Here is a 24146-nt window from a genome sequence, read left to right as displayed (position 1 = left end):
CACTTATACCCCATAGGGGTTTAAATCAAGAAAGAACCTCTGAGCACTCAAGGTTTGTCGTAACGGAGCAGGATCAACCCAGACCCGCGGGTCAGTCCCGAGCGAAAAGTTGCATGGCTACGCTCCAGCGCGAATTTGAACGGCCAGCAAATCATGTTAGCGATGNGAATGTCGNTGATAGGCAGCGTCGAACTTTGACAACACGAAAGGGCTGCACCACAGTTTGCACTACAAATTGCAAACAATCTGCACAACAAGCGAAGTTTCGAGCGCCATAGTGCGTTGAATTAATTTAATTTCAAGCACGATTACCGGGCGCGTCACTCGCGGTTCGGAATCCATTGTCGGCTCTTGGCGAAAGGGCAACCTGGTTTCGCTGCGTACGAGCTTCAATTCATAAATAAATTGGACCCCAGACCCTTTTGTTTAGTACNGATTGTGCCATTCCGGTGATTAAGAGACCTGCTTCCTCATTCTATAAAACATCGTAAAATCAATATCTTGCACCTGTGTCGAGAGTATTTATTGTCTTTGTTGTGCATGACTTTTTAATAAGAAATGTTGCATAATATGGAGCATGACCCCTATATTGTGGGTGATGGAGACAGAACATGACCGCGCTTGCAAAACTAAAAAGGAAATTGCGCCCCGGACAGGTGTACCGGCGCAAGGAGCTTGCGACCTGGTCAAACGCTGTCGATCGACATGTTGGACAGCTGCTTGACGAAGGACGCCTCGAAAAGGTTGGGGCAGGGCTCTATATGGCTCCGAAGAAAACTCGGTTCGGGCAGGCACCCGCCAAGCCGGAGAAGCTGGTTGAGTCATTCCTGGGGGATGACCGGTTTCTTATGGTTTCGCCAAACGCCTATAACAGCCTCGAATTGGGAACGACGCAGCTCTACAATGAGCCGGTAGTTTATAATCGCAAACGGCACGGCCATTTCGAGCTGGATGGCCGACGCTATGACTTCCGCATGCGGACCTCTGTTCCTTCAAACCTCAGCGAAGAATTCCTCCTGGTGGATCTGTTGCACAACCTCGATCGGCTTCCCGAGGAAAAGGCAGCAGTGCTTCCCAAGGCACTTAGGCGTGCGCGACGTATGGACCGCGCGCGACTGTCACGTGCGGTGAAGGATTTCGGATCGGCGCGGGCTGCAAGGCTCCTCAAGCCTGTATTGAACCCTGATCAGGCAACCGCCGCGTGACCCTCCTGCACGCACTGCCTGATTTTGCCGACCTCATCGCTGTTGCTGCGCGAAACAACACTATCGATCCGGGCCTCATCGAAAAAGACTACTGGTTGATGCACTGCCTCTGGGGACTGCAGCAGCTTGACTATAAGTTTGAGCTGAAAGGCGGAACTTCGCTGTCAAAGGGATACGGCCTCATCGACCGTTTTTCGGAAGACATCGACATCCTGATCCACCCAGAGACCGACCTCCAGTATGGCCCAAACCACAACAAGCCTGCGCAGGTAAAGGCGCGTCTCGAATTCTTCAACGGTCTGGCCGAAGCCATCAAAATTCCTGGCATTATCGAAGTGGTCCGCGACGAAGAGTTCGACGACACACGCCACTATCGCGGCGCAGGCATTCGATTGAAGTATGAGTCGGTGAATCCACTGCCAGAAGGGCTGAAGGCAGGCATCCTGCTCGAAGTCGGGTTCGACCAGGTGGCGCCGAACCGGCCATGTACGATTTCGTCCTGGGCTTACGAACTTGCAGTCGAGAGTGGGATTGCAGACCTGACCGACACCCGCGCGGTCGATGTGCCTTGCTATGAGCCGGGCTATACTTTTGTCGAAAAGCTCCAGACCATCTCAACGAAATTCCGAAAGCAGCAGGCGGACGGCGACATGCCTGTCAATTTCATGCGCCACTATTATGACGTGTACTGCCTGCTCGCTGACGCCTCAGTGAAAGAGTTCATCGGAACAGACGCGTACAAGGACCACAAGGCCAAAAGGTTCCGCAAGGCAGATGAACCGGACCTCACCAGGAACGAAGCCTTTCTGTTGAGCGACGCAGAAACGCGAAAGGCGTACGCGGACGCTTATGCGAAGTCACGAGCGCTTTACTACAGGGAGCCTGCACTCTTTGACGATATTCTGGCACGCATCAGCCGGCGCCTGCCGGAACTTTGAATGATCGTTGCTCGCAGGGAAACCTCTAACCCTCTGAAATAAAAGGAATTACTAGCTTACTCTTTTGTTGGGTGCGCCCTCCCGCACCCAACAAGCCCCTGATATCCTCGCGGATTTCGGGGGCTTTTCCTTTGGTGCTTGTTCAGGCGCGTTTGGCCGGGATGACCGCTACGGTAAATCGCGAAATACAGACCANTCGACCGTCCTCNTCCACGATGCGGATAGACCAGATCTGAGTTGTTCGGCCCAGCGCCTCTGGGGTTGCCNTCGCATACACGTATCCGCTCATGACCGGGCGGATATGGTTGGCATTGATTTCAAGACCGACACCGACTTGTTCACCGGAATCAAGCGTGAGGTTGGCCGCAATCGAGCCAATGGTTTCTGCCAGGGCCACTGACGCGCCACCATGCAGNCGGCCGTGAGGCTGAACCGTGCGGCCATCAACAGGCATCCTGGCGGTCAGCGAATTTTCTGTTGCGTCAATGACTTCGATCCCGAGGTGTTCAACCAGGGTAGGTGTCTCGTAATGTGTGAGNTNTTGCGGTTGNGGGACCCCATTNTTCCAGATCGACATGTGTGATGCTCCGAAACTTGATGCTTTCGAAGCAGACTTAGCAAACAGATTCAGGCGCGTCGCCGATGCCCCAAAGGCAAGCAGGTTGGAGGGGTGCCGTGAATTCAGGCTTTGGAAGTGAGCTTGCGTTGAATGCGTTTCGTCGCGTTGGAAATGATCTTCGGATAGGATGCGGGCAGTAGACGTGCGAGCCGGTCCAAATGCTTGGCCTGCGGCGTGACAATGATACGGCACTTGCCCTTGGCAACGCCGTTGAGGATATCCATCGCCGCGGCATCCGCTGGATAAGTCAGGAATTTCTTTTCGTAGACCGACAGCACTTTCAAAGCCTGCTCGCGTTCTTCTGGCGTCATCTTTGCGAGATCTGCTTCCTTCGCTTTGGCGATGTTGGTTTTGACGCCGCCAGGGTGGACCACGACCACCTGCAGATTCGCGCCGGAAAACAGGGCGTCCGTCCGGATGGCTTCTGTAAGGCCACGGACTGCAAACTTGGTCGTGCAATAGATGGCGACGTTCGGCTGTGCGACGAGGCCATTCAGACTGGAGATATTGACGAGAATCCCTGAACCGCTGCTTTCCAGGTGGGGCATGAAGGCGCGCGAGGCGTGCAGAACCCCCATCAGGTTGATGTCGATGACTTTCTGGATGGTTTCCAAAGGCGTGTCGGCTATGGAACGTCCGCCACCGGATATTCCGGCATTGTTGTAAAGTTGGTGGATTGCGCCAAACTTGCTGAGAATGGCATCGGGGTAGGCATAGATCGCAGCGCTGTCGGACACGTCCAGAATTTGACTGTGCAGTTGCACGCCCTCTGCGTGCAGCATCTGTTGGGTTTCATCGAGGCCGACAGGGTCAATGTCCGAAATTGCCAGACGAGCGCCGGCGCGAGCCAGTGCGAGGGCCAACTCCCGACCGATACCACTGCCGGCACCGGTGACGACGCAAGTCTTGCCTGCATATGTCTTGATCATCTGACGTATCCTGAATGTCTTGAGCTGGATTGGCGGTTGGAATGGCTAGAAAAGCTCCAGGGCCGGGTCGATAACCTTGCCCCGTTTGAACAGGGCAATATCTGTCGTGTAGTCAGACGACATCTCCCACGGATAATCATCTCCCTGTTTCGGCATTGAAGCGACCGCGCGTTTGACGTAGCCGGCGCCAAAATCCATCAAGGGCCGTGTAACGATCTCCCCTTCAGGGCGTCGAGGAATGCAGACTGTTTTGCCCTGGCGGTCCATTTCCTTCAGCAGTTTGCAGAGATAGCCGCACACCAGCCCAACTTTTAAAGTCCAGGAGGAATTGGTGTAGCCGATCGCGAAACTGTAGTTTGGGATACCGTCGAGCATCAGGCCTTTGAAAACCAGGTGATCAGATACGTCGACCGGTTTTCCGTCTACGGTGAAGTCGATGCCGCCCATCATCTTTAGCTTCAGGCCGGTCGCAATGATGATCGCATCTGCATCTACATGTTCGCCCGACTTCATCTGAATTCCGGCAGGTGTAAACCGTTCAATATGACCGGTCACGATAGATGCCCGCCCGGCAGAAATATCCTTGAAGAAGTCGGCATCTGGAACAGCGCAGAGCCTTTGGTCCCACGGATTGTAAGGTGGCTTGAAATGCACATCTACGGGATAGTCGGCTGGCAGATGTTGGCGGTTCAGCTTACGGATCAGCCGTCGCGCGCGGTCAGGGAATTTCTGGCAATACAGATAGAACCAGCGCTGTACGCGCGTGTTTTTCCAACGGGTCAGCCCATAGGCGACCTTGGGCGGCAACCATTTTTTCAACCAAAGCGCCACCTTGTCCTGTTTGGGGCGCGGCATGATATAGGTCGGGGTGCGTTGGACCTGAACGACNTGTGCAGCCNTGTCTGTCATGGAGGGNACCAGCGTGACCGCGGTGGCTCCACTTCCGATTATGGCAACGCGCTTTCCGGAATAGTCGAAGTCTTCAGGCCAGAATTGAGGGTGGATCTTGGGGCCGTGAAAGGCATCCTCATCCTCGAACGCTGGTCGGAAGCCTTCGTCATAGTCATAGTAACCGGTCGCGCCGAAAAGCCAGCGGCATTTGCGGGTCTCGCGCGCGCCGGTCTGGCTGTTTTCGATTGTGACTGTCCACAACGCTTCATCACTTTCCCACGACGCGCTGACGACTTTCCGATTATAGGAGATCCGCTCCAGCACGTTGTGCTCNTCGGCGGCTTCNTTGAGATAGGACATGATCTCCTCGGCCGATGCGAGGGCGTTCGGACTGGTCCAGGGTTTGAAGTCGTAGGAGAAGGTGTAGAGATCGGAGTCCGAGCGGATGCCTGGATATTTGAACAAGTCCCAGGTCCCGCCAAACGTCTCACGCGCTTCCACAATTTCCCAGCTCTCGCCGGGCAGTTCACGCTGCAGGTAGCACGCGCAGCCAATTCCAGAGATACCAGCACCGATGATCAGCACATCAATCGGTTCAACAGAGAAAGCGGGATCGGTTTCAATTGGCATAGAGGCCTCCATCGGACCACACGATCTCTCAGTTCTGTGTGAAATGGGATGTGCACATCATACCTTTTCGGGGTATAGTGAGTGCATGATGAACAGTTTTGATGAGCGCGTGGACGAGCTATTGCGACAAGGCGCAGAGCGTGTGCTGAAGGCGCCGCAATCCTGGCGCGATGAGGTGGGCAAGGCCGTGGTCACCGCTATCGAGTCGGACAATTTGCCCTTCGTTGAAAGCGTCATCCGGCGAGAAAACCTGATTGGCGTAATGCACTGGGCCAATTCCATTCTGTCAGATCCGAACGGGCCGATCACACCGGTTATCTCTTCGGAATTGTACGCCATCATTCGCGAGCAAGTGCGCAAGGGAGAACTTGATATTTCGCTGAACGGGTATCGGGTTGCGCAGAATATCACCTGGCGCCGCTGGATGCGGATCGTCTTTGACCTGACATCTGACAAACACGAGCTTCAGGCCGTTCTGGATCGTTCGGCGCGCAGCATTGGTGACTATACTGATGCGGCTTTAGCGATCCTCTCGAGATTCATCGATGCAGAACGGGCTGAACTCGCGAAAGGGGCGCCGGCTTTACAGCGAGAAGTGCTGCAACAGGTATTGAGCGGGAAATTGGGGGATCCGTTTTCCGCTGGTCAAAGGCTGGGGTATCGTTTTGATCGCAGCCACACAGTTGTTCGAATTTGGGCGATGGATGTGCAGCCTGATAGCGCCCTGGTAAACCGCGCGACAGATCAGATAGTACAGGTTCTGGGGCACGCGCCGGGGCTGCGCGTTGAGGAGGGCGAAAGCTCCATATTTCTTTGCTTTGACAAGCAGATCCAGGCTGCTGAATTGGAGTCAGAGTGTCCGGACGGCGTAATGGTGGCGATCGGACGTTTGGGGCAGGGGTTTGCCGGGTTTCTGGAAAGTGCAAACTCTGCGCGCATTGTGCGCAATATTCTCGCGGGGGCGCGGAATGGGCGACGCGTTGCGGACCATGATCTGGTCAGGCTTCAAACAGTCTTGATCCCGGATGATGGCGCGTTNCAGCGGTTTGCGTCTGATGTCCTCGGAGACTTGCTCAGGGCGCCGGAGGATTTGAAGCGCAACCTCCTCACATATCTGAAACAGGGCTGTAATGCGGCGTATACGGCCGACCAGCTTGGCATTCACCGAAATACGCTCAATCGGCAATTGGACCGGGTGAATGATTTGCTTCCTCAGGCCTTGGGAGACGGCAACCGTATGAACATCGCTGTCGCGCTCGAAGGCTTGCTTTGGCGGCCGTAGGATTGGCGGTCAGGAAGGATCAATGTCGATCAGCAGTGGAGCAAGCCCACCCGTTGAGCCACGTTCTCAGGCTAGCCCTCGAAATCATATCGTCACGCTGGCATTCAGCAGAGCTGCCGGATCGCTGGTTCCGCCGACATGGATCGTGTGCGTGCCCGGCTCGATCCGCCAAGTGCCGGTGCTGGTATCATAGTATTTCAACTGTTCCAGCGGCACGTGGAAACGGATTGTCTTTCGTGCCCCGGGGGCAAGGGTAGTACGTTCAAAGCCGCGCAACAATTTGTTCGGGCGATACACCAGATCCCCCGGGAAGCCGATGTAGAGCTGAGAAATTTCTGTTCCGGCGGTGTCGCCCGTGTTGACCAACGTGACTTCGGCATCGATCCCTTCCGCCGTAGTGCGAGCCTTCAGGGCGCGGTAGCTGAACTGTGTGTACGACAGGCCATGGCCGAACCAGAACATCGGCTCGGTTTCCGTGCTCTNAAGAAGCGTATATCCGTGGAGTGGGCCGTATTCGATCTCATCAGCATCTGGATCAAAGAACGGGTAATCGGCTTCTGAATACGCAACCGAGAAGGGCAGCTTTCCGGAGGGATTTACTTCGCCATAGAGGAGGTTTGCCAGTGCAGTGCCGCCTTCCATACCCGCATAGAAAGTTTGCAAGATGGCTCCCGCCTTATCGGCCCAATCACAAATGATTGCCGATCCGCAAACAAGCACGACGATTGTGTTCGGGTTATTCTCGGTGACCGTGTCAACAAGCGCCTGCTGATGGTCGGGCAGGCGTAGTTTGCGCCGGTCTCCACCGCGATCCTTACCGCTCCCGAGAGGTCCGGCGTTTTCGACGGACTTTTCTTTAGATGTCTCGGATTGCGTGCTCAGATTTCCTGGNATGTACTCGCCTTCGTCATCTGCNGTGGTGCCGACAATNACGATTGCGATCTCGGCATCCCGCGCTGCGGCGGCAGCTTGTTCGAGATCGGTTTCGTCGCCGGCCAAAGTCAGGTCGCGTCCGACATATGTGGAAAGACCTTGAAGGGGCGTAACCACATGAGGCGGCCTGACCGTGGAGGAACCGTGATCCCCCGTATTGGCGATTGTCGCCAAGCTACCGAAAACCGAGACGTTGCTGGATTTCCTGAGAGGCAGGACGCCATTATTGGTCAGAAGCACAGCGGATTTTTCAGCTGCTTCTCGCGCTAGCGCTACATGCTCCTCATTTGCCACCATATCAATCGTGTAGGCTTCAAATGGATCTTCAGCCGCTAGAAGTTTGTAGGCAGTGGTCAGGATTCGCCGACAGGCCGTGTCGATTACACTCGGTGCGACCGCGCCTTTCTTGACAGACTTGATGAGGTTTTGCCCGAAATAGATCGGCTCCGGGTTTTCTACGTCGAGCCCCGCAGCCGCTCCATAAGGTTTGTATACGCCGAAAATCCAGTCTGAGTGGACGAAGCCTTCAAAACCCCATTCACCACGCAGGATGTTTGTGAGCAGGTCGTGATTTTGGCCGCAATACTCACCATTCATCTTGTTGTACGCACTCATCACCGTTGCGCAGCCGGAGTCGAGTACGCGTTTAAAATGGGGCAAGTAGACTTCGCGCAACGTCCGGTCATCGACTTTGACATCGACCTTGAAACGCGAGTTCTCGATTGAATTTACAGCGAAATGTTTGACCGTTGCGGCGACATTGTGGGTCTGGATACCTGTGGACAATGCTGCCCCCATCTCACCGAGATGATAAGGGTCTTCCCCATAGGTTTCCTGCGCGCGGCCCCATCCCGGATGGCGCAGCAGATTGATGCACACCGCGCCGGAAAGATTGCAATCCTGGGCGCGGATTTCCTTGCCCATTGCCTCGCCAATGCGTTGTTCCAGGTCGCAGTCCCAACTTGCGCCGCGGGCCATCGTTGTGGGGAAACACGTTGAATTGCCGCGGGCTACGCCGCGAGGGCCATCTGTAAAGTAAAAGGCTGGTGCGCCCAGCCGTTCGCATCCGCCACCTGCCTGGTAAGGTTCTGCGCCCCAGCGATTATTGGTTCGTTGCATGGACTCCATGAATCCCCGTCCAGACATCATGGCGACTTTTTCTTCGAGGGTTGCGTCCTTGATGACGCCTTCAACCATCTCCCGAATTTCAGCCTCGCTGAGGCCTTTCCGGGGGGCGTAGTTTGGGGGGGTGTCGCTCAAGGGAAGCTCCTTGATGTTTGTGGGAGGACGTAACTGGAGATGGGGTGACGGAAAAAAGGGAGTTTGCATCCGGTATGGACGCAAACTCCGTCAAGTTTTGGAGATTTGACTGCCTTTCTCCATTTGGGACCGATTAGAACTTTGCTTTCAGGCCGAGATAGATAACGCGACCGAGGGTGGACCCGTTCGCGAAGCCATCACCATCCGCGAAGAATGGTGGATCTTCGTCGATGAGATTGTCGACATTCAGCGTCAGTTTGAGTTCGTCGACATAGTCCGGCGTCGGCAAATCGTAGCCAGCATAGTAGTTGACAGTCGTGAAGCCGTCCACGCTAGCTGTCGGGTTTGCGTCGTATCCGGAGTTATGATTGATGCGGACGGTCGTATCAAAGCGGTCTGCATGCCAGCCGAACGTGGCAACAGCTTTCAGCCGACTGACGCCAAATTCCAGTCCATCGGAGGCAGATGCGCCTTCGAAGGGGGTAACATCGCGATTGAGCGCATAGGTTCCGCCGAGGCTGGAATAGAAGGCGCCCATGTCGGTCGGGTGCAAGTAGCTGACTTCGAAATCAAGGCCATCAGTTTCGACTGAACCGAGATTAATTCGGCGCGCGTCCAGAACGACGTATGGAGAAGATGTTGCGAACACGGTGGCGATGTTCGGCAGCCCTTCGACCCGAAGGTCGCCCGCACGTGCCAGCACCTGCTCAAGTGTCGGATTGATATCGTACAAGCTATCATANGCCGGCGTCAGGAAGAATGCTGGCTCAAGAATAGGCGGCACAGCGATCTGGTTCTTGAAGTCCACCTTGTAGTAGGTCAGGCTTGTGCGCCATCCCTCAAATGCGCCGCTTGAAGGGGCCCAGTCGAAACCGATGGTCATCGTGTCAGCTTCCTGAGGCTTTATGTCAGGATTTGACCCAGCGACCACGACCGTGGGACGGAACAGGTCGGTCGGCAGCGAGTCCGGGGCGCGTACCGGGCTGACCGGAATGATTTGATAGCGCAGATCTGCCCCGCCGACAGAGTCGTTTAGCGAAGGCGCATTGAACGATGTGCCGACGGATCCGCGAATGGTCAGATCCTCAATTGGCTTGTAGTTGAAACCGACTTGCGGATTTGTCGTGTCACCCGCATCACTGTAGGAGTCGTGACGGGCTGCCAAGGACACCTCAAGGCTACCGGTGCCGGAGTCTTCAGACAGGATCGGAACCAGAACTTCTCCGAAGAAGGAGGTGATCTCGCGAGAAGGGTTTGCTTCATAGCGCGTTGGATCACTGCGTGTTCCTTCCAGGATTGCGGCGTCCAGAGATTCCTCGGTGTATTCCGCGCCCACTGCCAGCTTGACGGTTCCGGCCGGCAATTCGAACGCATCGCCGTCCAATACGGACCGGATCTGGAACAATTCCTGTTCTGAAACGCCGCCCGTTGTGTAGTCACGCAAAGCTGCGAGAACTGCCGGATTTGTTTGGCTGAGATCATAGGGGTTCAGCGCAGTTAGTGGGTTTGAGGAAGCCAGCGCTGCGGCTTGAAGCGCCGGGTTGATCTTGGGTTCGAGGATCTCATTGTCGCTCTTACCGTAATTCAGTGACGAGGTTAGATTCCAGGAATTATTGATCTTCCAGGNNAGTTTNGGNGTNATNCCCCATGCACTCAGGTTTGTCGTGAATTCTTCCGTATTAGTCCCAAAGACTTCGTCATAACTGAAGCTAACCTGGTGGGCGGGCTCTCCTACAATGGTCTGGAAAAACGGGTTGGCTGCGGTAATCAGGCCGCTGCCGCTGAGGCCTGTTCCCAGAAGCAGTCCTCCACCTTGGTTGGTGACTTCGCGGTCTGAGTAATAAGCCGTAACGTCGAATACGAGAGACTCACCAAATGACTGGGTGAGGTTGGCGAAAGCACGTGTGTTTTCCTGTTCGGGATACAGGGTCGTGAAGTCAGTCTCAGCGCAACGGTTCTCGCCCGGCAGGCGGTTTGGCAGAAAGAAATTGATGTCGCCAAGCGTAATATGTCCGGGCGAACAATTCAAAACACGGAAGTCATCGCCACCGCGAGACGTATGGTCCTGCTGAACATAGTCGCGATCTCGACCGTATACTTCATCATTATTCGTATGGTTGAGCGTGATGTACGCATCACCTGACTCCCATACCTTACCGAGTGAGAGAGAGGCGTCAGAGGATTTGTACTTGTCGCCGAAACCGTGCCGGTAGCTGGCTTCAATACCGTCAATCTCGTTTCGTGTGATGAAGTTGATCACGCCGCCGACAGCGTCAGAACCATAGGTGGCCGACCCACCATTCGCGACAACTTCCAGGCGGCCCAGAACTTCTGGTGCAATCGTTGTGACATCTGGCGCAGATTGTAGCGCGCCTGAGCCGACCAGCCGGTGGCCATTGAGAAGCGTCAGTGTAGTGTCTGACCCGGCGTTTCCAAGATTTCGGATGTTGGGTCGCGGGAATGGTACGCCGACATTGCCTAGTGCGGTTGGCAGCGTATTGAAGGTGTTCGTCACCTGCGGAACGCGGGCCAGCAGGTCGATGGAAGATGCCGGTGCGATCTCGGCAATGGCTTCCTGATCTATGCTGAGCACGTTTGCACCAACTGGGCTGACGCCGCGAAGCAATGTGCCAGTAGAAACCGTAACCGTGACGGTATCGAGTTCTCGAGAGTCCTCATCAGTGACCGCAGGTGGCATATCGGTGGCGTCCTGTGCCATTGCGATAGGCGCGACGAATCCCGTGCTCGCCAGAGCGACAGACGAAAGTAACAGCTTGCGCTGGATGTTTCCCATAATTTTCCTCCCTTCGCACAACGTGTGCGGGGCCGTTGGCCCATCTTTTCTAATCCGCTGTCCGACGTTGCGTTCAGCAGCTGATTTCGTGAGGGGACGATGCTCCGAAACCTAAAAACATGTCAAGTGCAATCTTTTTGGCTTGGGCGAGTTTTTAAGTAATGTGTGGCAGGTGTGGCAGAGATGTGGAGGGTGGCCCCAGGCTGGAGCGCGATTCCGCTCCAGCCTGGTTTCGTGGTCAGGAGTTGCAATGATCAGCCTGGTAGGCTTCCCAAGGCTCCATTTCACCGCCAACGATGTTCATGATTTCCAGTGCCATATCAGCGGTTTTGCATCGCACACTCTGCTTGCGAAAGCGCTTGTCATCCTGGAAGGCTTCGAATAATTCCTCGGCTGATGGAATATCGTGGATCATTCGGACGCCGCCATCCTTCTCTGTGTCAAGGATCATCAGTCGGTCCGTGTCATCACCTCGTTTCCAGGCGGACCATTCTGGTAATGTGCCGGAGCGACCTTTGCCGGGGGCGCCTTCATAGGCGAAATTGGCCCAGTACTCCATCATTTTTCCGGATAGCGATTCGCGGCCAGCCCTGTTTTTCTTGTTGAAAAACACGCCCATCGGGTCTCCGACCTTGTCATCAAAACCGCCAATAACGAATGGGATCTCGAGTGAATGAGAAGCACCAACCAGGAAGCTCACATCCGTTGTGAACGCTTTGCCTTGCTCGTCCCAATCAAACCGGTACGTGTAGACAGGCGATGACCGATGACGTGTCCAGTAATCAGCCACTTCTTCGACCCCATGATAAGACCAGAGGGCATTCGGATAGTATCCGTATGCGGTGTAGGCTTTCTTGTTTTTTGGCCAGAATGCGATGTTGAAGAAATTGCCGACCATTTCCTTGTCGACGAACGCTATGCCTTTGAATTCATCCTTCGTGGTGCCGACCATCAGGGGCACATCCCGCATTTCGGAGCCGTTGATGAGGGCATTGCGAATGCCTTCTTCTGGCAAGGCAACGCCGTCGTGGGAAATATCGACCGGATTGATCAACCCAGCTGCGTCTACCGCGATGGGGAGCTTCTTGTAGGCGTCAAAGATCTCAGCGGGCGACATTGCCCGAAGGCGCGTGGCCAACTCCTCAGGACTCATGGAGTCCTGGGGGGGGAGACTGCCCATATCGACCAAGTGAGCGACAAATTCTTGTGACGCAGCGCCCCGCCGACGCGCTTCGTTGGCGGGGCCATCAACAGCATCCTGATAGGACGTACTGCGAAACCCGCCGCTCTGGACGATCGCCTTATGGAACAGGTCTTCGGTAAGTGGCGAAGAAATCAATGCGGCGACGTTAAACGCGCCGGCCGATTGGCCGAATACGGTTACGTTGTTCGGATCTCCACCAAACGCGCCGATGTTCTTCTGTATCCATTCGAGGGCGGCAATCTGGTCCAGCGTGCCAAAATTCATGGAACGGTCGAGATCTGTTTCGGCCGTCGACACGATCGAAGGATGCCCGAACCACCCCATCATGGCGAGGCGGTAATTGATGCCCACAACGACAACATCTTGTGATTGAGCCAAGCGACCCATTTCGTATTGTCCGGCATAGCCCCAGACATTGGCGCCGCCGTGGATCCAGACCATGACCGGCTTGGGCTCACTGTCCGAATTCGATGGGGCCCAAACGTTCAGATACAAGCAGTCTTCTTTTCCCGCGAGCTCGCCTTCTTCGCGATCGGGCTCAAAACTGCTGGTCAGCTGAGCGCAGCGGTTGAAGGGAAAGGTGGCTTCGAGTGGCGTGTCCCATGCCTCGACCGGGCGAGGCGCACGCCACCTCAGGTCTCCGACTGGTGGAGCCGCAAAAGGAATTCCGTACCAAGCGAAAGCATCGTCACGACCCCGTGTTCCGACAACTTCGCCATCAGCCAATGTGACGCGCGTCGCTTCGTCCAGTTCGTAGGTCAAAGCAGGGGCCTCGGAATTGGTCTTGTCGCCACAAGCCCCAAGGGCCAGGCCCGCAATGAGGGCGATAGATAATGTTCGAATGCGTTTCATATTCTCCCCAGAGATTGTCTGTTTCTGATCTGCGGGGAGGATACACTCAAAACATTTCAATGGAAATGTTTTTATCGAAAAACAGTACGCTTNTNTNCGACNTCNANTTCTTGAACANTAGCNTCCGNTGCGCACCAGNACAGCCATGACAGCATCNATGTGCTGCTCAATNGCTGGAGTTNTTTTGCAGNTCGAGTTTGTGGAGAAGCTTGATTTCCTTGGAGAGGACAAAGGGCATCTGACACATTGAAACGATAATGTAGAACATCGAAACCGGTGGCAGATCGGGCAGCAGTCCTGATTTGATCTGTTTCTGNGTTTCCTTCATCAGGATCTTGTGGGCAGGCTTGATGAAGTTTTCTGCCATCCACTCGAGCCGCGGGCCGCCGCGCACGGATTCTGAAATCATGATGCGTGCATGGTCAGGGTTGTTTGCCGAATAGCGGATNTAGCGCGACAGGAACTCCCGCATGCTTTTGACGGGATNTTTTATGTTCAAAAGCTCCGTGCCGTCCTCACCATAGACGTCCATGCGTAGCTGGTGGAACATCGTCTCGATGGTTTTCTTCCAGAGCTCTTCTTTCGTGCCAAAATGATAGCGGATCGCGCCATGCGTCGCGCCAGCCTCGTCCGCAATGTCGCGCGTGTTGGCCCCGTCATATCCGCGTTCCGCGAAGGTTTTCATCGCGACTTCAATGATTCGGGCGCGCGTCTCGATGGCTCGTGCTTGCACGGGTTGCTGGGGTGTTTTCGTGGCCGTTTTCGAATTTGTCATGCAAATTCCTTACACTGGCTTTGGGCTGGGGACCATATGGCAATCTTCATGAGTCGTCTGCCGGCTCTGTTTCAAAGCGAACGGTGCGGGTGAGTGCGTCTTCGCAGTTCGCGCCGATATGTGCCGTATGACCAACAGGTTCGACTTGCCAGGACCGTGAGGTCTCGTCGTAATAGGCCAGGTCCTGATGGGTCACGGAAAAGGCGACGGTTTTTGTTTCGCCCGGGCGAAGGAATAGTTTTTCAAAACCTCGAAGCAGTTTGACGGGGCGGTCGATCAGGCTCTCGCCAAAGCCGATGTAGAATTGCACGGTTTCGGTGCCGGGTTTGTCGCCCGTGTTTGTAACATCGATCTCGAATGTTGGCAGTTTGTCGCCCTTTGTCGCTCTGATGTCGCCATATGTGAATTCAGTGTAGCCAAGGCCGAAGCCGAACGGGAAGGCCGCACGCTGCCCGGATTTTTCCAGCAGCGTGTAACCGTGGTAAAGACCGTATTTGATGTCGTCTGCTTCGGCATCGAAGAATGGCAAATGGTCCGCATCGGTCGGAATTGTGAATGGCAGGCGTCCTTCCGGATTGATGTCGCCAAAAATGGCCGAGGCAAAGGCGTTGCCGCCTTCCATGCCGGGGTACCATGTCATCATGATTGCCGCAGGTTTGTTGCGCCAGGATTCCATGATGACCGCGCTACCGGACATTACGCCAACCAGCAGACGGTCATTCGCATCCGACAGNTTAGCGATCATGTCTTCGTCGGATTTCAGNAGATTGAGGGACGATCGATCACCGCCGCGCGATGGCATTTGTTTGTCCGGGTCCAGACCTTCCAGGGCTTCATTTCCGGGGATAAACTCTCCTTCATCCTCCCAGGTATAGCCAACAATGGCGATCACCACGTCAGCAGCCTTTGCGCATTCGATCATGCGTGCCGGGTCAGATCCGTCGTCAAATACAATCTGCGTGTCTGGTCCGGCGGCAGATTTCAGGCCGTCGAGGATCGTAACCGCATAGGGCGGGTTCACGCTGGATGAGCCGCGATCACCGAGATTCACTTCGGCGGCAAGTTTGCCGATCACAGCGATTGTTTGCGCCTTGTCGCGATCAAGCGGGAGCAGNCCGTCATTTTTCAGGAGGACGAAACTTTTCCCGGCGACTTCGCGCGANAACTGGATATGGGCGTCGCAGGCAAGGTCTTCTTCGGAATAGGTTCTGGGATCGTCGGCGCGCGCGAATGTGAACTGGGTGCGCAGAATGCGCGTCACCGCTTCGTCGACATGTGCCTCATCCACTTCCCCGCGTTCGACAGCGCCTTCGAGGTTGCTGCCATAGAAAATTCCTTCGGGCATCTCGACATCCAGACCAGCCGTAACTGCGTCGGCGCCGTAACATCCTTTCACCCAGTCAGAGTGGACGAACCCTCTGAAGCCCCATTGCTCTTTCAGAATATTCCGCAGCAACGGAACGCTGTGGGCGCAATAGTCGCCATTGATCTTGTTATAGGCGCTCATGACGGACGCGCAGCCTGACATCAGCACACGTTTGAAATGCGGCAGGTAGACTTCATGCAATGCGCGGTCGGTGACGCGCACATCAACCTTGAAACGCGAGTTTTCGATGCTGTTGACTGCAAAGTGTTTTGCGGTGGCGATGATGTTGTGGGTCTGAAGTCCCTCTGTGAGCGCTGCGCCCATTTCACCGAGGTGCACGGGGTCTTCGCCATAGGTTTCCTGTGCGCGGCCCCAAGCCGGATGGCGCAGCAAGTTGATGCAGACGGCACCGGATATTGAGGCGCCAAGCGCGCGCGCTTCAATCGCGATGGCTTCACCCACGCGGCGTTCAATGTCGCGATCCCAGGTCGCTCCGCGCGCCATGGTGACTGGAAAGCAGGTGGTATTCCGCTTGTGTCGCGCGCCTCTCGGCCCATCGCAGAAGTATAGTGACGGAATATCGTGACGTTCATTGCCGCTGCCCGCTGGATAGGCGCGTTGACCGAACTGTCGATTTTCCTCGCCAAAGAACTTCTCGAAGAAGCCGTGTCCTGACAGCATCTTCACCTTCTCGGTCAGAGACAAGTCATCGACGATGGATTTGACTTCCTGCTCAAGAGCCGGGTCCAGAGGGGCCGTGTTGAAGTCTTTGTGTGCATTGACCATAGGGCGTGCGAGGTCCTTTTACTGAGAGTCGGAATGGCTTTCGCGCAGCTCGATGTCACGGACGATCTCTCGGTGTCGCGCCTGGTCGAGCTTGTAGTTGAGGATCAGGACGAGACAGATGATCGCCGCCATGAAAGGGATGACAGAAATCATGAGCTTTAGGCCCAGCAGCGCCTGTGGCGTCTGCTCCTGATTGGCGACATATCCGAAAGCATCGAGCAGGAAGCCGCTGAACAGGGTGGCAACGCCAAGCGACAGTTTCTGTGCAAATGCGATTGCGCCGAAAACAAGCGATTCAGACCGAACGCCGGTTTTCCATTCGCCATATTCAACCGTGTCAGGAAGCGTGGACCAGACACTGACATAACTTGCCGATGATCCGATCGCCCCGAAGATCAGGATCAGCGTAACGACGAGAGCCGTCTCCACGGGATTAAAGAAAAGTAGCGCCGTCGTGATGGCTGAAATGGAGGCGCCACACGCCCAGACGGCCCGTTTGCCTATCCGCCGGGAGAGAAAGCCCCAGATCGGCACACAGAACATTACCATCAAAGTGATGCTGAACATCACCACGCCGAACAGGTGTTCGGCATTCAGATTGTATTTCAGGTAATACAACATCGCCTTGCCAGCGATGGTGGAGCCGATACCCCCGATGACTGTCGTGGCGAAGACGATCCAGAATGCGGAGTTCTGTCGCATCATGCGGGCTTGGTCCCGCAGGGCTGCGGATGGCTCGTTCTGGTCAATATCAGGCTCGCGCGTGAAGACGGCACATGCCAGGACGGCGGCGGCGCCGAGCGCGGCGTACACCATTGCCAGGCGTTCAAAACCAAGCTTGAGGTCCCCGCCGCCGAGCACCGCAGCGCCGTCTCGTGTGAATGCAGCGATCAGGATGCCGGCGGTGGTGGCAAATACCATTCTGTAGACTGCCAGCGCGCTTCGCTCGTTCGGGTCCTTCGTCATGCGAGCCGACAAGGATCCATAAGGAACACTGACAACTGTGTAGAAAGTTCGGAAAATGATCTGCGTGGCAAAGGCGTAAAGCGCCAACGCACCCAGTTCGAGATTGCCGGTCCTGAACATGAACATGAAGGACAGGCCGAGCGGAATTGCGCCAAGGAAAAGATAGGGGCGGAAGCGGCCAAGCCTTGTGCGGGTGCGGTCCGCGAGCAGGCCGACGAGTGGGTCTGTCACTGCATCCCAGAGCATCGCGCCGAAGATCACGAGTCCGGCCATGAAGTTCGGCAGGCCCGCGACATCAGTATAGAAGAACATGGCGAAAAGATTCGTCATGTTCCAGAAAATATTGATGCCGAAATCGCCGAGGCCAAACCCGGCTCTGCGTCCGAAGCCGATTTGGGTGGCGGGCGAGACCGATAGGCCCTGAGACGCAATAGAGTTCATAAAGTGCCAATGTCGGCGCAAGCGGCCGACATCCTCCCGTAAATATTTTTGCCAAGCCTGTTGCCGACCGGTTCAAACAGAAATAATTTCAATTGGAGAAAATTACAATTGCCATTTGTGATCTGTTGCGCGAGCTTAGCGATCAGATAAAAAGATTACAAGTGGAGAAAAAAGTGGAGGAAGCTTTGGATTTGTCGCTTGCGAAGCGGGGTGCCAAGCCTGCGGACCAATCTGATCGTCGTGATGGCGGCGCACTTTCCCGCTTGTGGAAGCAGATTGTCTATACGGCAAAGCTCCGACANATCGATCAGGACACCAAAGCTTTCACGCCGCTTGGGTCGGTGCTGATCCCGGATGTGCTTGAAGACACGGTTGATCGCTTCGCTGACAACACCGCTTTTATCTTTGANGGCGCGCGCTCCACCTATGCAGACCTTGAGGCGCGGGCGAACAGGATAGCGGCCTGGGGGCAGAATATNGGGCTGNAGCCCGGAGACACGGTCGCCCTGTTCATGGACAACCGACCGGACTATGTCGCGGTGTGGTTCGGCCTGTCGAAGATTGGTGTGATAACGGCGCTGATCAATTCGCANCTGTCTGGCACCGGCCTGACGCATTGTCTTAANGTGGCTGAAGCCANGGCAATCATTACCTGTCAGGAGCTGGACGCCCGTGTGCGGGACATTCGCGCCGATCTGGTAGACAGCACTGTGCCTGTCGAAATTCTTGATCCGGGCAGCACGTTCTCCAACTGGCTCGAAACTCTTTCCTCGGATCGCCCTGACCGATCTCAAAGGGATNCCTTGCGGGGCAAGGATGTCGCGCTTCTNATCTACACNTCCGGCACCACTGGCCTGCCCAAGGCNGCGAAGATGACCCATGCGCGATGCCTGATCATGATGCGCAGTTTCGCGACCCCGTGCCAGGTCGGGCCTGATGATGTGATCTACGAGACGCTCCCGCTCTATCACGGGACAACCGGCGTCTGCGGTGTGGGCATTGCGTTGACCACGGGGGCCGCAATCCTCTTGCGTCGCAAATTCTCGGCCAGCGCCTTCTGGAANGANGCCCGCGAGTATGGCGCGACCATGTTCATCTATGTTGGAGAGCTTGGGCGGTTCCTGATGAACCAGCCACCCAGCGACGCGGAGCGGACGCACAAGATGACCCGCGGCCTCGGGAATGGCATGCGGCCTGATGTTTGGCGGCAATTTGTAAACCGAACGGGCATCAAGCAATTGTTCGAATTCTACGGATCAACAGAAGGTAATATCTCTCTCATCAATCTGGATGGAACGATTGGGTCGGTGGGCTGTGTNCCTCCCATCATCCGTAAGCAGATGTTGATAAGGATCGTGAAGACCGACCCANTTACAGGTGAGATCCTTCGTGCGCCTGACGGCCTCTGCATGGAGGCAGATATAGACGAGCCCGGCGAGGCCATTGGTGCAATCAAGCAGACGGAAACCCGCAACAGNTTTGAGGGGTATAGCGACAAATCCGCGACTGAGAAGAANATCCTGCGCAATGTATTTGAAGCAAATGATGCNTGGTTCCGTTCGGGTGACCTGATGCGCCGGGACAGGATGGGACGTTTCTATTTTGTGGACCGGGTTGGCGATACATTCCGCTGGAAGTCGGAAAATGTATCGACCACAGAGGTCGCGGAAGTGATGTCCCATGTTCCGGGGGTGACCATTGCCAATGTGTTCGGCGTGCCCGTCCCAGGGTTTGACGGCAAAGCGGGAATGGCGGCTGTGTCGGTCGATGAGACGTTCTCAGTGGNATCTGTATACGAAGAGATTGCAAAGNATTTGCCGTCATATGCACGGCCCGTCTTTCTGCGTATCGTCGACGGCCACNACACAACGGGGACGTTGAAGCTGTCCAAAGTGGATTTGGTCAAGCAGGGCATTGACCGGCTTGCGAACGTGGATGGCGTTTTCATTCTGGACGAACGGGAAAAGAGCTACAGGCCGTACACCATCTCGGACCGGGATGCGCTGGCCGAGGGTGCGCTGCGCCTTTGACGGCGTGGCATACCTGCTGAACAATCATTGCTGGCCGGATCAACTGCCAGCCGACAAAACACGAGGGAAGAAACATGGGCCGGATATTGAAGTGGCTGGGAATCGGCATCGGGGCGCTTGTCGTGCTTGCACTGCTCGCGGTGGCGATTGGCTGGTTCTGGCTGAATGGCAAGATCAAATCCCATATGACGCTTCCGGATAATAATCCCGAGGTGAGCAGTTTGCTGGAGTATCGGGAGCAGGTCAGCGCACCAAAAAGCGCGATCAATCTCAGCTATGAACTGGACCTGACCCAACCGGGAGCCCTGACCCATCCGCCGGAGGAGCGCCGGCCGTGGACCCGGTGGTGGTGGCCCGGTGGAGATGTTTCGGCCGAGACGGCATGCGCGCAGCTAGCAGCCTTTGATGCCAAAGGGTTTGGCGGCGTCGAGATTCAGGCGTTCGCAGCGGGACTCGATATTGATTCAGACGAAATCCAGGCAAGTATTCGATCGTTCGGATCAGATGAATTCAANGCCGAACTCTCCGAGGTCATGGCGTGTGCATCANACCTGAACTTCGATTTGTACCTGAACCATCTGAGCGGTTGGCCGGCAGGTGGTCCACAGGTGCCGGTTGATGAAGGACTTCGGGAATTGCGTTTCTCCGAGAAGACGGTTTCCGGTGGTCGAGAGGTCAGTTTTGATCTGCCAGCACCGAAAGCGGGCTTTGGGGACCATCTGATGGCCTATGGCGAGATGGCGTTCAGCCATGCGTCGCCCGGGGCAGACCTGAACAATTTTGTGCCCGAGCTGGGCCAGCTGGTAAGCGTCGTCGCGGCCAAAAAGATTGGCGGAAAGCGAGACGGAAGTCCGATGGTTGCGACCGACACTGTAGAGCTGGACGGTGCAACAGCTATTGTCCTGACAGACCGCGTTGTGGATGGTCGGCTGTCNTGGGATGCGCCTGAAGGCGAATGGGTCATTGTNGCNGCGTGGAGCCAGCCCTCCGGATCTGCACCGGTTCTTGTGGCCGGGGATTCTTCCGGCTTCGTTGTGGACCATCTGGATACAGAAATCCTGAGCGGGCACTACGCCTACGCGTTTGGGGAGCGCACAGGTTTGAGCGCGCATTATGGCGAGGGGTTCACCGGTTTCTTCAATGACAGTATCGAATTTATGGCAGACCGCTTGGGCACGCCTGATATTCTGGAGGAGTTCGAGAGCCGTCGGGGATATGATCTTGAGCCCCATATTCCTGCTGTCTTCGTCGATGTGCGCGANAATTTCTATGTGCGAGACGTGGCTCGGGTCTACGCGGCACCAAGCTTCAAACTAACAGGAAACGACGAGCGCATTCGCTTCGATTATCAGAAGACAATTTCTGATCTCCTNGTGGATCGCTTCGTTGGGGGGAGCGCGGATTGGGCAGAGGNCCGGGGCTTGCTGTCCAAGGGCCAAAGCTANGGAATGGATTTGGATGCGATTCAGGCACTTGGTCGCAATCACATTCCGGAGATGGAGCAATTGTATGGCGGCGGTTCGGAGTTCTCGTTGAAGCTCGCGGGAGCTGCGGGACTGCTCTATGACCGACCAGTTATCGCAAGCGAATCCTTTGTGTGGTCGGANATGGGCTATGCNGTTTCNCCGGCACGGATCAAGGCGGCCGCAGACAAGCTGTTCCTGTCTGGCGTAAACCAGATTCTCTATCATGGNGTGCCCTATGATTCCGATCGGCCAGAATATGCAGAGGCATTCGGTGAAATGGGCTGGCACCCCTTCCACGGAANTGGCGGAGAGTTCAANTATTCCGGAAACTATGGGCCAGAATCCTCAATNTGGAATACGTTGGAAGAGATCAACACCTANCTGGTCNGTTCACAGAACCTTCTACAGGCAGGTAAGCCAGATGCTGACGTCCTGATCTATTATCCATTCCTCGGATTCCCGAGTGAGCTGTCCATCAGCGAGCAAGCAAAGGATCTGTTCCTCTTCATGGGCGCTATGCCCGACGAAGTCGACCGCGCTGATAAAGAGGCAGGTGGCAGCATTCCCTTCGTCAAGCTGCCTGAGATCGAGAAACTGGAAAGCACGCTTTGGCTCGAACGCCTCATGCCGATCGTGAAAGAACTGGATGAGCGTGGCATTACATGGACCTGGGTAAATGATGACGCACTCACGCATCGTCTCGATACGCTCAATACGCTCAATACGGACCAGAAAATCCTGTTGTTTGATGCGCCGTGGATCGAGCTGGAATCGGCCCAGGCGCTTGCGGCCATATCGGATCGCGTCGCTATCATGGGGCGCACACCAACCCGTCAGCCAGGTTATTTGGATCATCAGGTGAGAGATGCCCAAATCGCCGACATAATGCGCGTGCTGGAAGCCAACCGTACATTGTCGGATGCGGGCGCGTTGCAAGCCTGGGCGAAAGGAAACTTCGTCTTTGCCGGGGCGAGCACTGTACGCCGGGTTACCCGTGTTCAGTCGGATGATAGCGCAATTCACTTCCTCTCAAACCAGAGTGCGACGGCGACCCGCGTGACTGTGGACGTGACGCTGGATGAGGGTAGCAGTCTCTATGCATTTGATCCGAAAACAGGTCAGACATTCAAATTTGAGGAGGCCAGCCAAGGGCAGGTCGAGCTTGCCTTTCCGGCTCTGGCGTCTCTCTTCCTGATCGAGACGCCCGGCGAACTGCCCGGCGCTGTCGTCTACGAGTCGTTGCCCATTGGCGAAGGCATTTCATTGACAGAGTGGTCGCTGAAGGCTGGCACCTTTGAGGCCGAGTTGGAGTTTCCGCTCGTTGATGCGGCAAGCCTTGAAGGATTTCGTGACGAAGGGACGGGGCTTGTCTATTCAACCACCACTTCTGTGTCCGAGATCCCGGGTCCGATCTATCTGGTGATGGAGCGCGTCGAAGGTAGCGTGGCGATTTCGGTGAATGGAAGCGACTTGGGACGGCTTGTCCTGCCACCGTATGAGATCGATATCTCCTCCGCGCTTCACGCAGGCGAGAACCAGATCATGCTGACCGTAACGCCGCCTCGGTTCCACGAACTGGTTGCGCGAGCAGAGTCCGGTGAAGAACCGAAAATGGAATTCATGGCAGGGCTTGGAGAGAAGAAGCATCCAAAGATCGGATTGATCGGTGATGTTCGCCTTGTCACTCAATCTATTCCAAATCCCTGATTTCAAATAAGCTCCGGGGAGGGAGTTTTATGAAAAAACGTCGTATTGCGAAGTACATTCTGATTGGCGTGGCCGTTCTCTTTATGGTGGGCTTCCTGTGGCAGAGGATCAGCCGGATGGAAACTTTCGAGAAGAAAGCGGAAGAGATCAATCCGAACATTACTGCCGTTGTGGAACCAGCTGTCATGCCGGCCCACGTATCTGCGCCTATACGCGTCAGAATTGCCTTTCCGGATGGTCTCAAGCGCGGTTCGAATATCAGTACGCAGCTGCCCAATGCTGCGCTGACCTATGACCTCAGCTACTCGCTTACCAAAACCTTGCAGAAGCCAGCTTCCATTGTAGACGTGATCGGCGTCGCGATCGGCTACATATTTACGGGCCGGGCTGACACGCGGGAGATCATGCTCTGGGACACGGTCACCGTTACGTCGCCCGATGCACCGAAGGCGAAATTCAGTCTTCGCATCCGCAGGCTGCAGTTTGACGATGTGGGAAAGGCGGCGGCAGAGCGTCACGGCCAGCGGGTCACGGCCGTGCTGAAGGGCGCGGACATTCCGCCCGGCGGCGAAGTCGTCATGACCTATTCCACTACCACGCCCTGGGTCGCCAGTGGGGCATTTCCGGTGCGCGTGGATGTGAACAAGGTTCGCATGGCACAGGACCCGACCTTTGTCGTAGAGGCAGGATCGACAGCGTCCCGGCAAGTCATCGTGCCGTCATCTGTACGGCCGGGTGAGCCGTTCAAGGTAGAGATCATTTCACGCGACAAGTATGACAATCTATCCGCCAGCGAAGACAGCGTGAATCTATCGCTGGACGGAGAGATCCTTGATGAGATGATCCTGTACACGGGACGTGCTGAACGCGTCGTCACTCTGGACGAACCTGGCGTCTATCGGTTCGATGTCAGTGGCACCTTGTCCAATCCCGTTCGGATTACGGACACGCCGAACGGACCGTGGTGGGGAGACCTGCACTCTCACAATGCCTGGAGCGCGGACGCGCTGAGCTCGCTTGCGGATCCTGATCATTATACATATGCGCGAGATGTCTCCGCGCTCGACTATGC

Annotated in this window: 15 protein-coding genes; 6 read left to right on the top strand and 9 right to left on the bottom strand. The window is 55.7% G+C overall.

Annotated features, from left to right (window positions below):
- Positions 1-611: 611 nt before the first annotated feature.
- Positions 612-1205 carry a hypothetical protein gene (locus CBB91_RS05865; RefSeq protein WP_084394437.1) on the top strand — a complete coding sequence of 198 codons (594 nt, stop codon included), beginning with the start codon at positions 612-614 and terminating at the stop codon, positions 1203-1205.
- Positions 1202-2143, top strand: coding sequence for a nucleotidyl transferase AbiEii/AbiGii toxin family protein (locus CBB91_RS05860; RefSeq protein WP_013301472.1), 942 nt, complete (start codon positions 1202-1204; stop codon positions 2141-2143). The genes CBB91_RS05865 and CBB91_RS05860 overlap by 4 nt, the downstream gene beginning before the upstream one ends.
- 142 nt (positions 2144-2285) lie before the next feature.
- Here the strand turns inward: CBB91_RS05860 and CBB91_RS05855 are convergent, their stop codons facing one another.
- The 3 genes from CBB91_RS05855 to CBB91_RS05845 form a co-directional block, all read right to left on the bottom strand.
- Entirely contained in the window at positions 2286-2720 is a 435-nt protein-coding gene (locus CBB91_RS05855) for a hotdog fold thioesterase (protein WP_273012775.1), read from the bottom strand.
- Positions 2721-2824: 104 nt separating this feature from the next.
- The gene (locus CBB91_RS05850) at positions 2825-3691 is read right to left on the bottom strand and encodes an SDR family NAD(P)-dependent oxidoreductase (RefSeq protein WP_273012773.1); all 867 of its coding nucleotides are present in this window, start codon (positions 3689-3691) and stop codon (positions 2825-2827) included.
- A 45-nt stretch (positions 3692-3736) separates the two neighbouring features.
- The gene (locus CBB91_RS05845) at positions 3737-5212 is read right to left on the bottom strand and encodes an NAD(P)/FAD-dependent oxidoreductase (RefSeq protein WP_273012771.1); all 1476 of its coding nucleotides are present in this window, start codon (positions 5210-5212) and stop codon (positions 3737-3739) included.
- Between the two features lie 85 nt (positions 5213-5297).
- Here CBB91_RS05845 and CBB91_RS05840 point away from each other — a divergent pair, with 85 nt between their 5' ends.
- Positions 5298-6494 carry a helix-turn-helix domain-containing protein gene (locus tag CBB91_RS05840; protein WP_273012769.1) on the top strand — a complete coding sequence of 399 codons (1197 nt, stop codon included), beginning with the start codon at positions 5298-5300 and terminating at the stop codon, positions 6492-6494.
- An 84-nt stretch (positions 6495-6578) separates the two neighbouring features.
- Here the strand turns inward: CBB91_RS05840 and CBB91_RS05835 are convergent, their stop codons facing one another.
- The 6 genes from CBB91_RS05835 to CBB91_RS05810 all read right to left on the bottom strand — a co-directional run bounded on the left by CBB91_RS05835 (position 6579) and on the right by CBB91_RS05810 (position 17871).
- Positions 6579-8687 carry a glycoside hydrolase family 3 C-terminal domain-containing protein gene (locus tag CBB91_RS05835; protein ID WP_273012768.1) on the bottom strand — a complete coding sequence of 703 codons (2109 nt, stop codon included), beginning with the start codon at positions 8685-8687 and terminating at the stop codon, positions 6579-6581.
- 133 nt (positions 8688-8820) lie between these two features.
- The gene (locus CBB91_RS05830; protein ID WP_273012766.1) at positions 8821-11481 is read right to left on the bottom strand and encodes a TonB-dependent receptor; all 2661 of its coding nucleotides are present in this window, start codon (positions 11479-11481) and stop codon (positions 8821-8823) included.
- A gap of 238 nt (positions 11482-11719) precedes the next feature.
- Complete coding sequence (locus tag CBB91_RS05825; protein WP_273012764.1) at positions 11720-13537, bottom strand: carboxylesterase family protein; 1818 nt, start codon at positions 13535-13537, stop codon at positions 11720-11722.
- Positions 13538-13703: 166 nt separating this feature from the next.
- The gene (locus CBB91_RS05820) at positions 13704-14312 is read right to left on the bottom strand and encodes a TetR/AcrR family transcriptional regulator (RefSeq protein ID WP_273012762.1); all 609 of its coding nucleotides are present in this window, start codon (positions 14310-14312) and stop codon (positions 13704-13706) included.
- Positions 14313-14358: 46 nt separating this feature from the next.
- Entirely contained in the window at positions 14359-16464 is a 2106-nt protein-coding gene (locus tag CBB91_RS05815) for a glycoside hydrolase family 3 C-terminal domain-containing protein (RefSeq protein ID WP_273012760.1), read from the bottom strand.
- Positions 16465-16482: 18 nt separating this feature from the next.
- A complete protein-coding gene (locus CBB91_RS05810) occupies positions 16483-17871 on the bottom strand; it encodes an MFS transporter (protein ID WP_273012759.1) in 1389 nt (462 codons plus the stop codon).
- A gap of 173 nt (positions 17872-18044) precedes the next feature.
- Between CBB91_RS05810 and CBB91_RS05805 the strand changes: the two genes are divergently transcribed.
- The 3 genes from CBB91_RS05805 to CBB91_RS05795 all read left to right on the top strand — a co-directional run.
- Positions 18045-19901: a long-chain-acyl-CoA synthetase gene (locus CBB91_RS05805; protein WP_273012757.1), complete on the top strand. Its 1857-nt coding sequence runs from the start codon at positions 18045-18047 to the stop codon at positions 19899-19901.
- Between the two features lie 74 nt (positions 19902-19975).
- Entirely contained in the window at positions 19976-23074 is a 3099-nt protein-coding gene (locus tag CBB91_RS05800; protein WP_273012755.1) for a glycosyl hydrolase, read from the top strand.
- A gap of 29 nt (positions 23075-23103) precedes the next feature.
- On the top strand, positions 23104-24146 hold a 1043-nt coding region (locus CBB91_RS05795; protein WP_273012753.1), incomplete at its 3' end, for a hypothetical protein.

The sequence above is a fragment of the Hyphomonas sp. TMED31 genome, from assembly GCF_002172815.1.
Lineage (GTDB): Bacteria > Pseudomonadota > Alphaproteobacteria > Caulobacterales > Hyphomonadaceae > Hyphomonas > Hyphomonas atlantica.
Note: the sequence above shows the minus strand (reverse complement) of the source record. Positions and strands in the feature narration are given on the sequence as shown.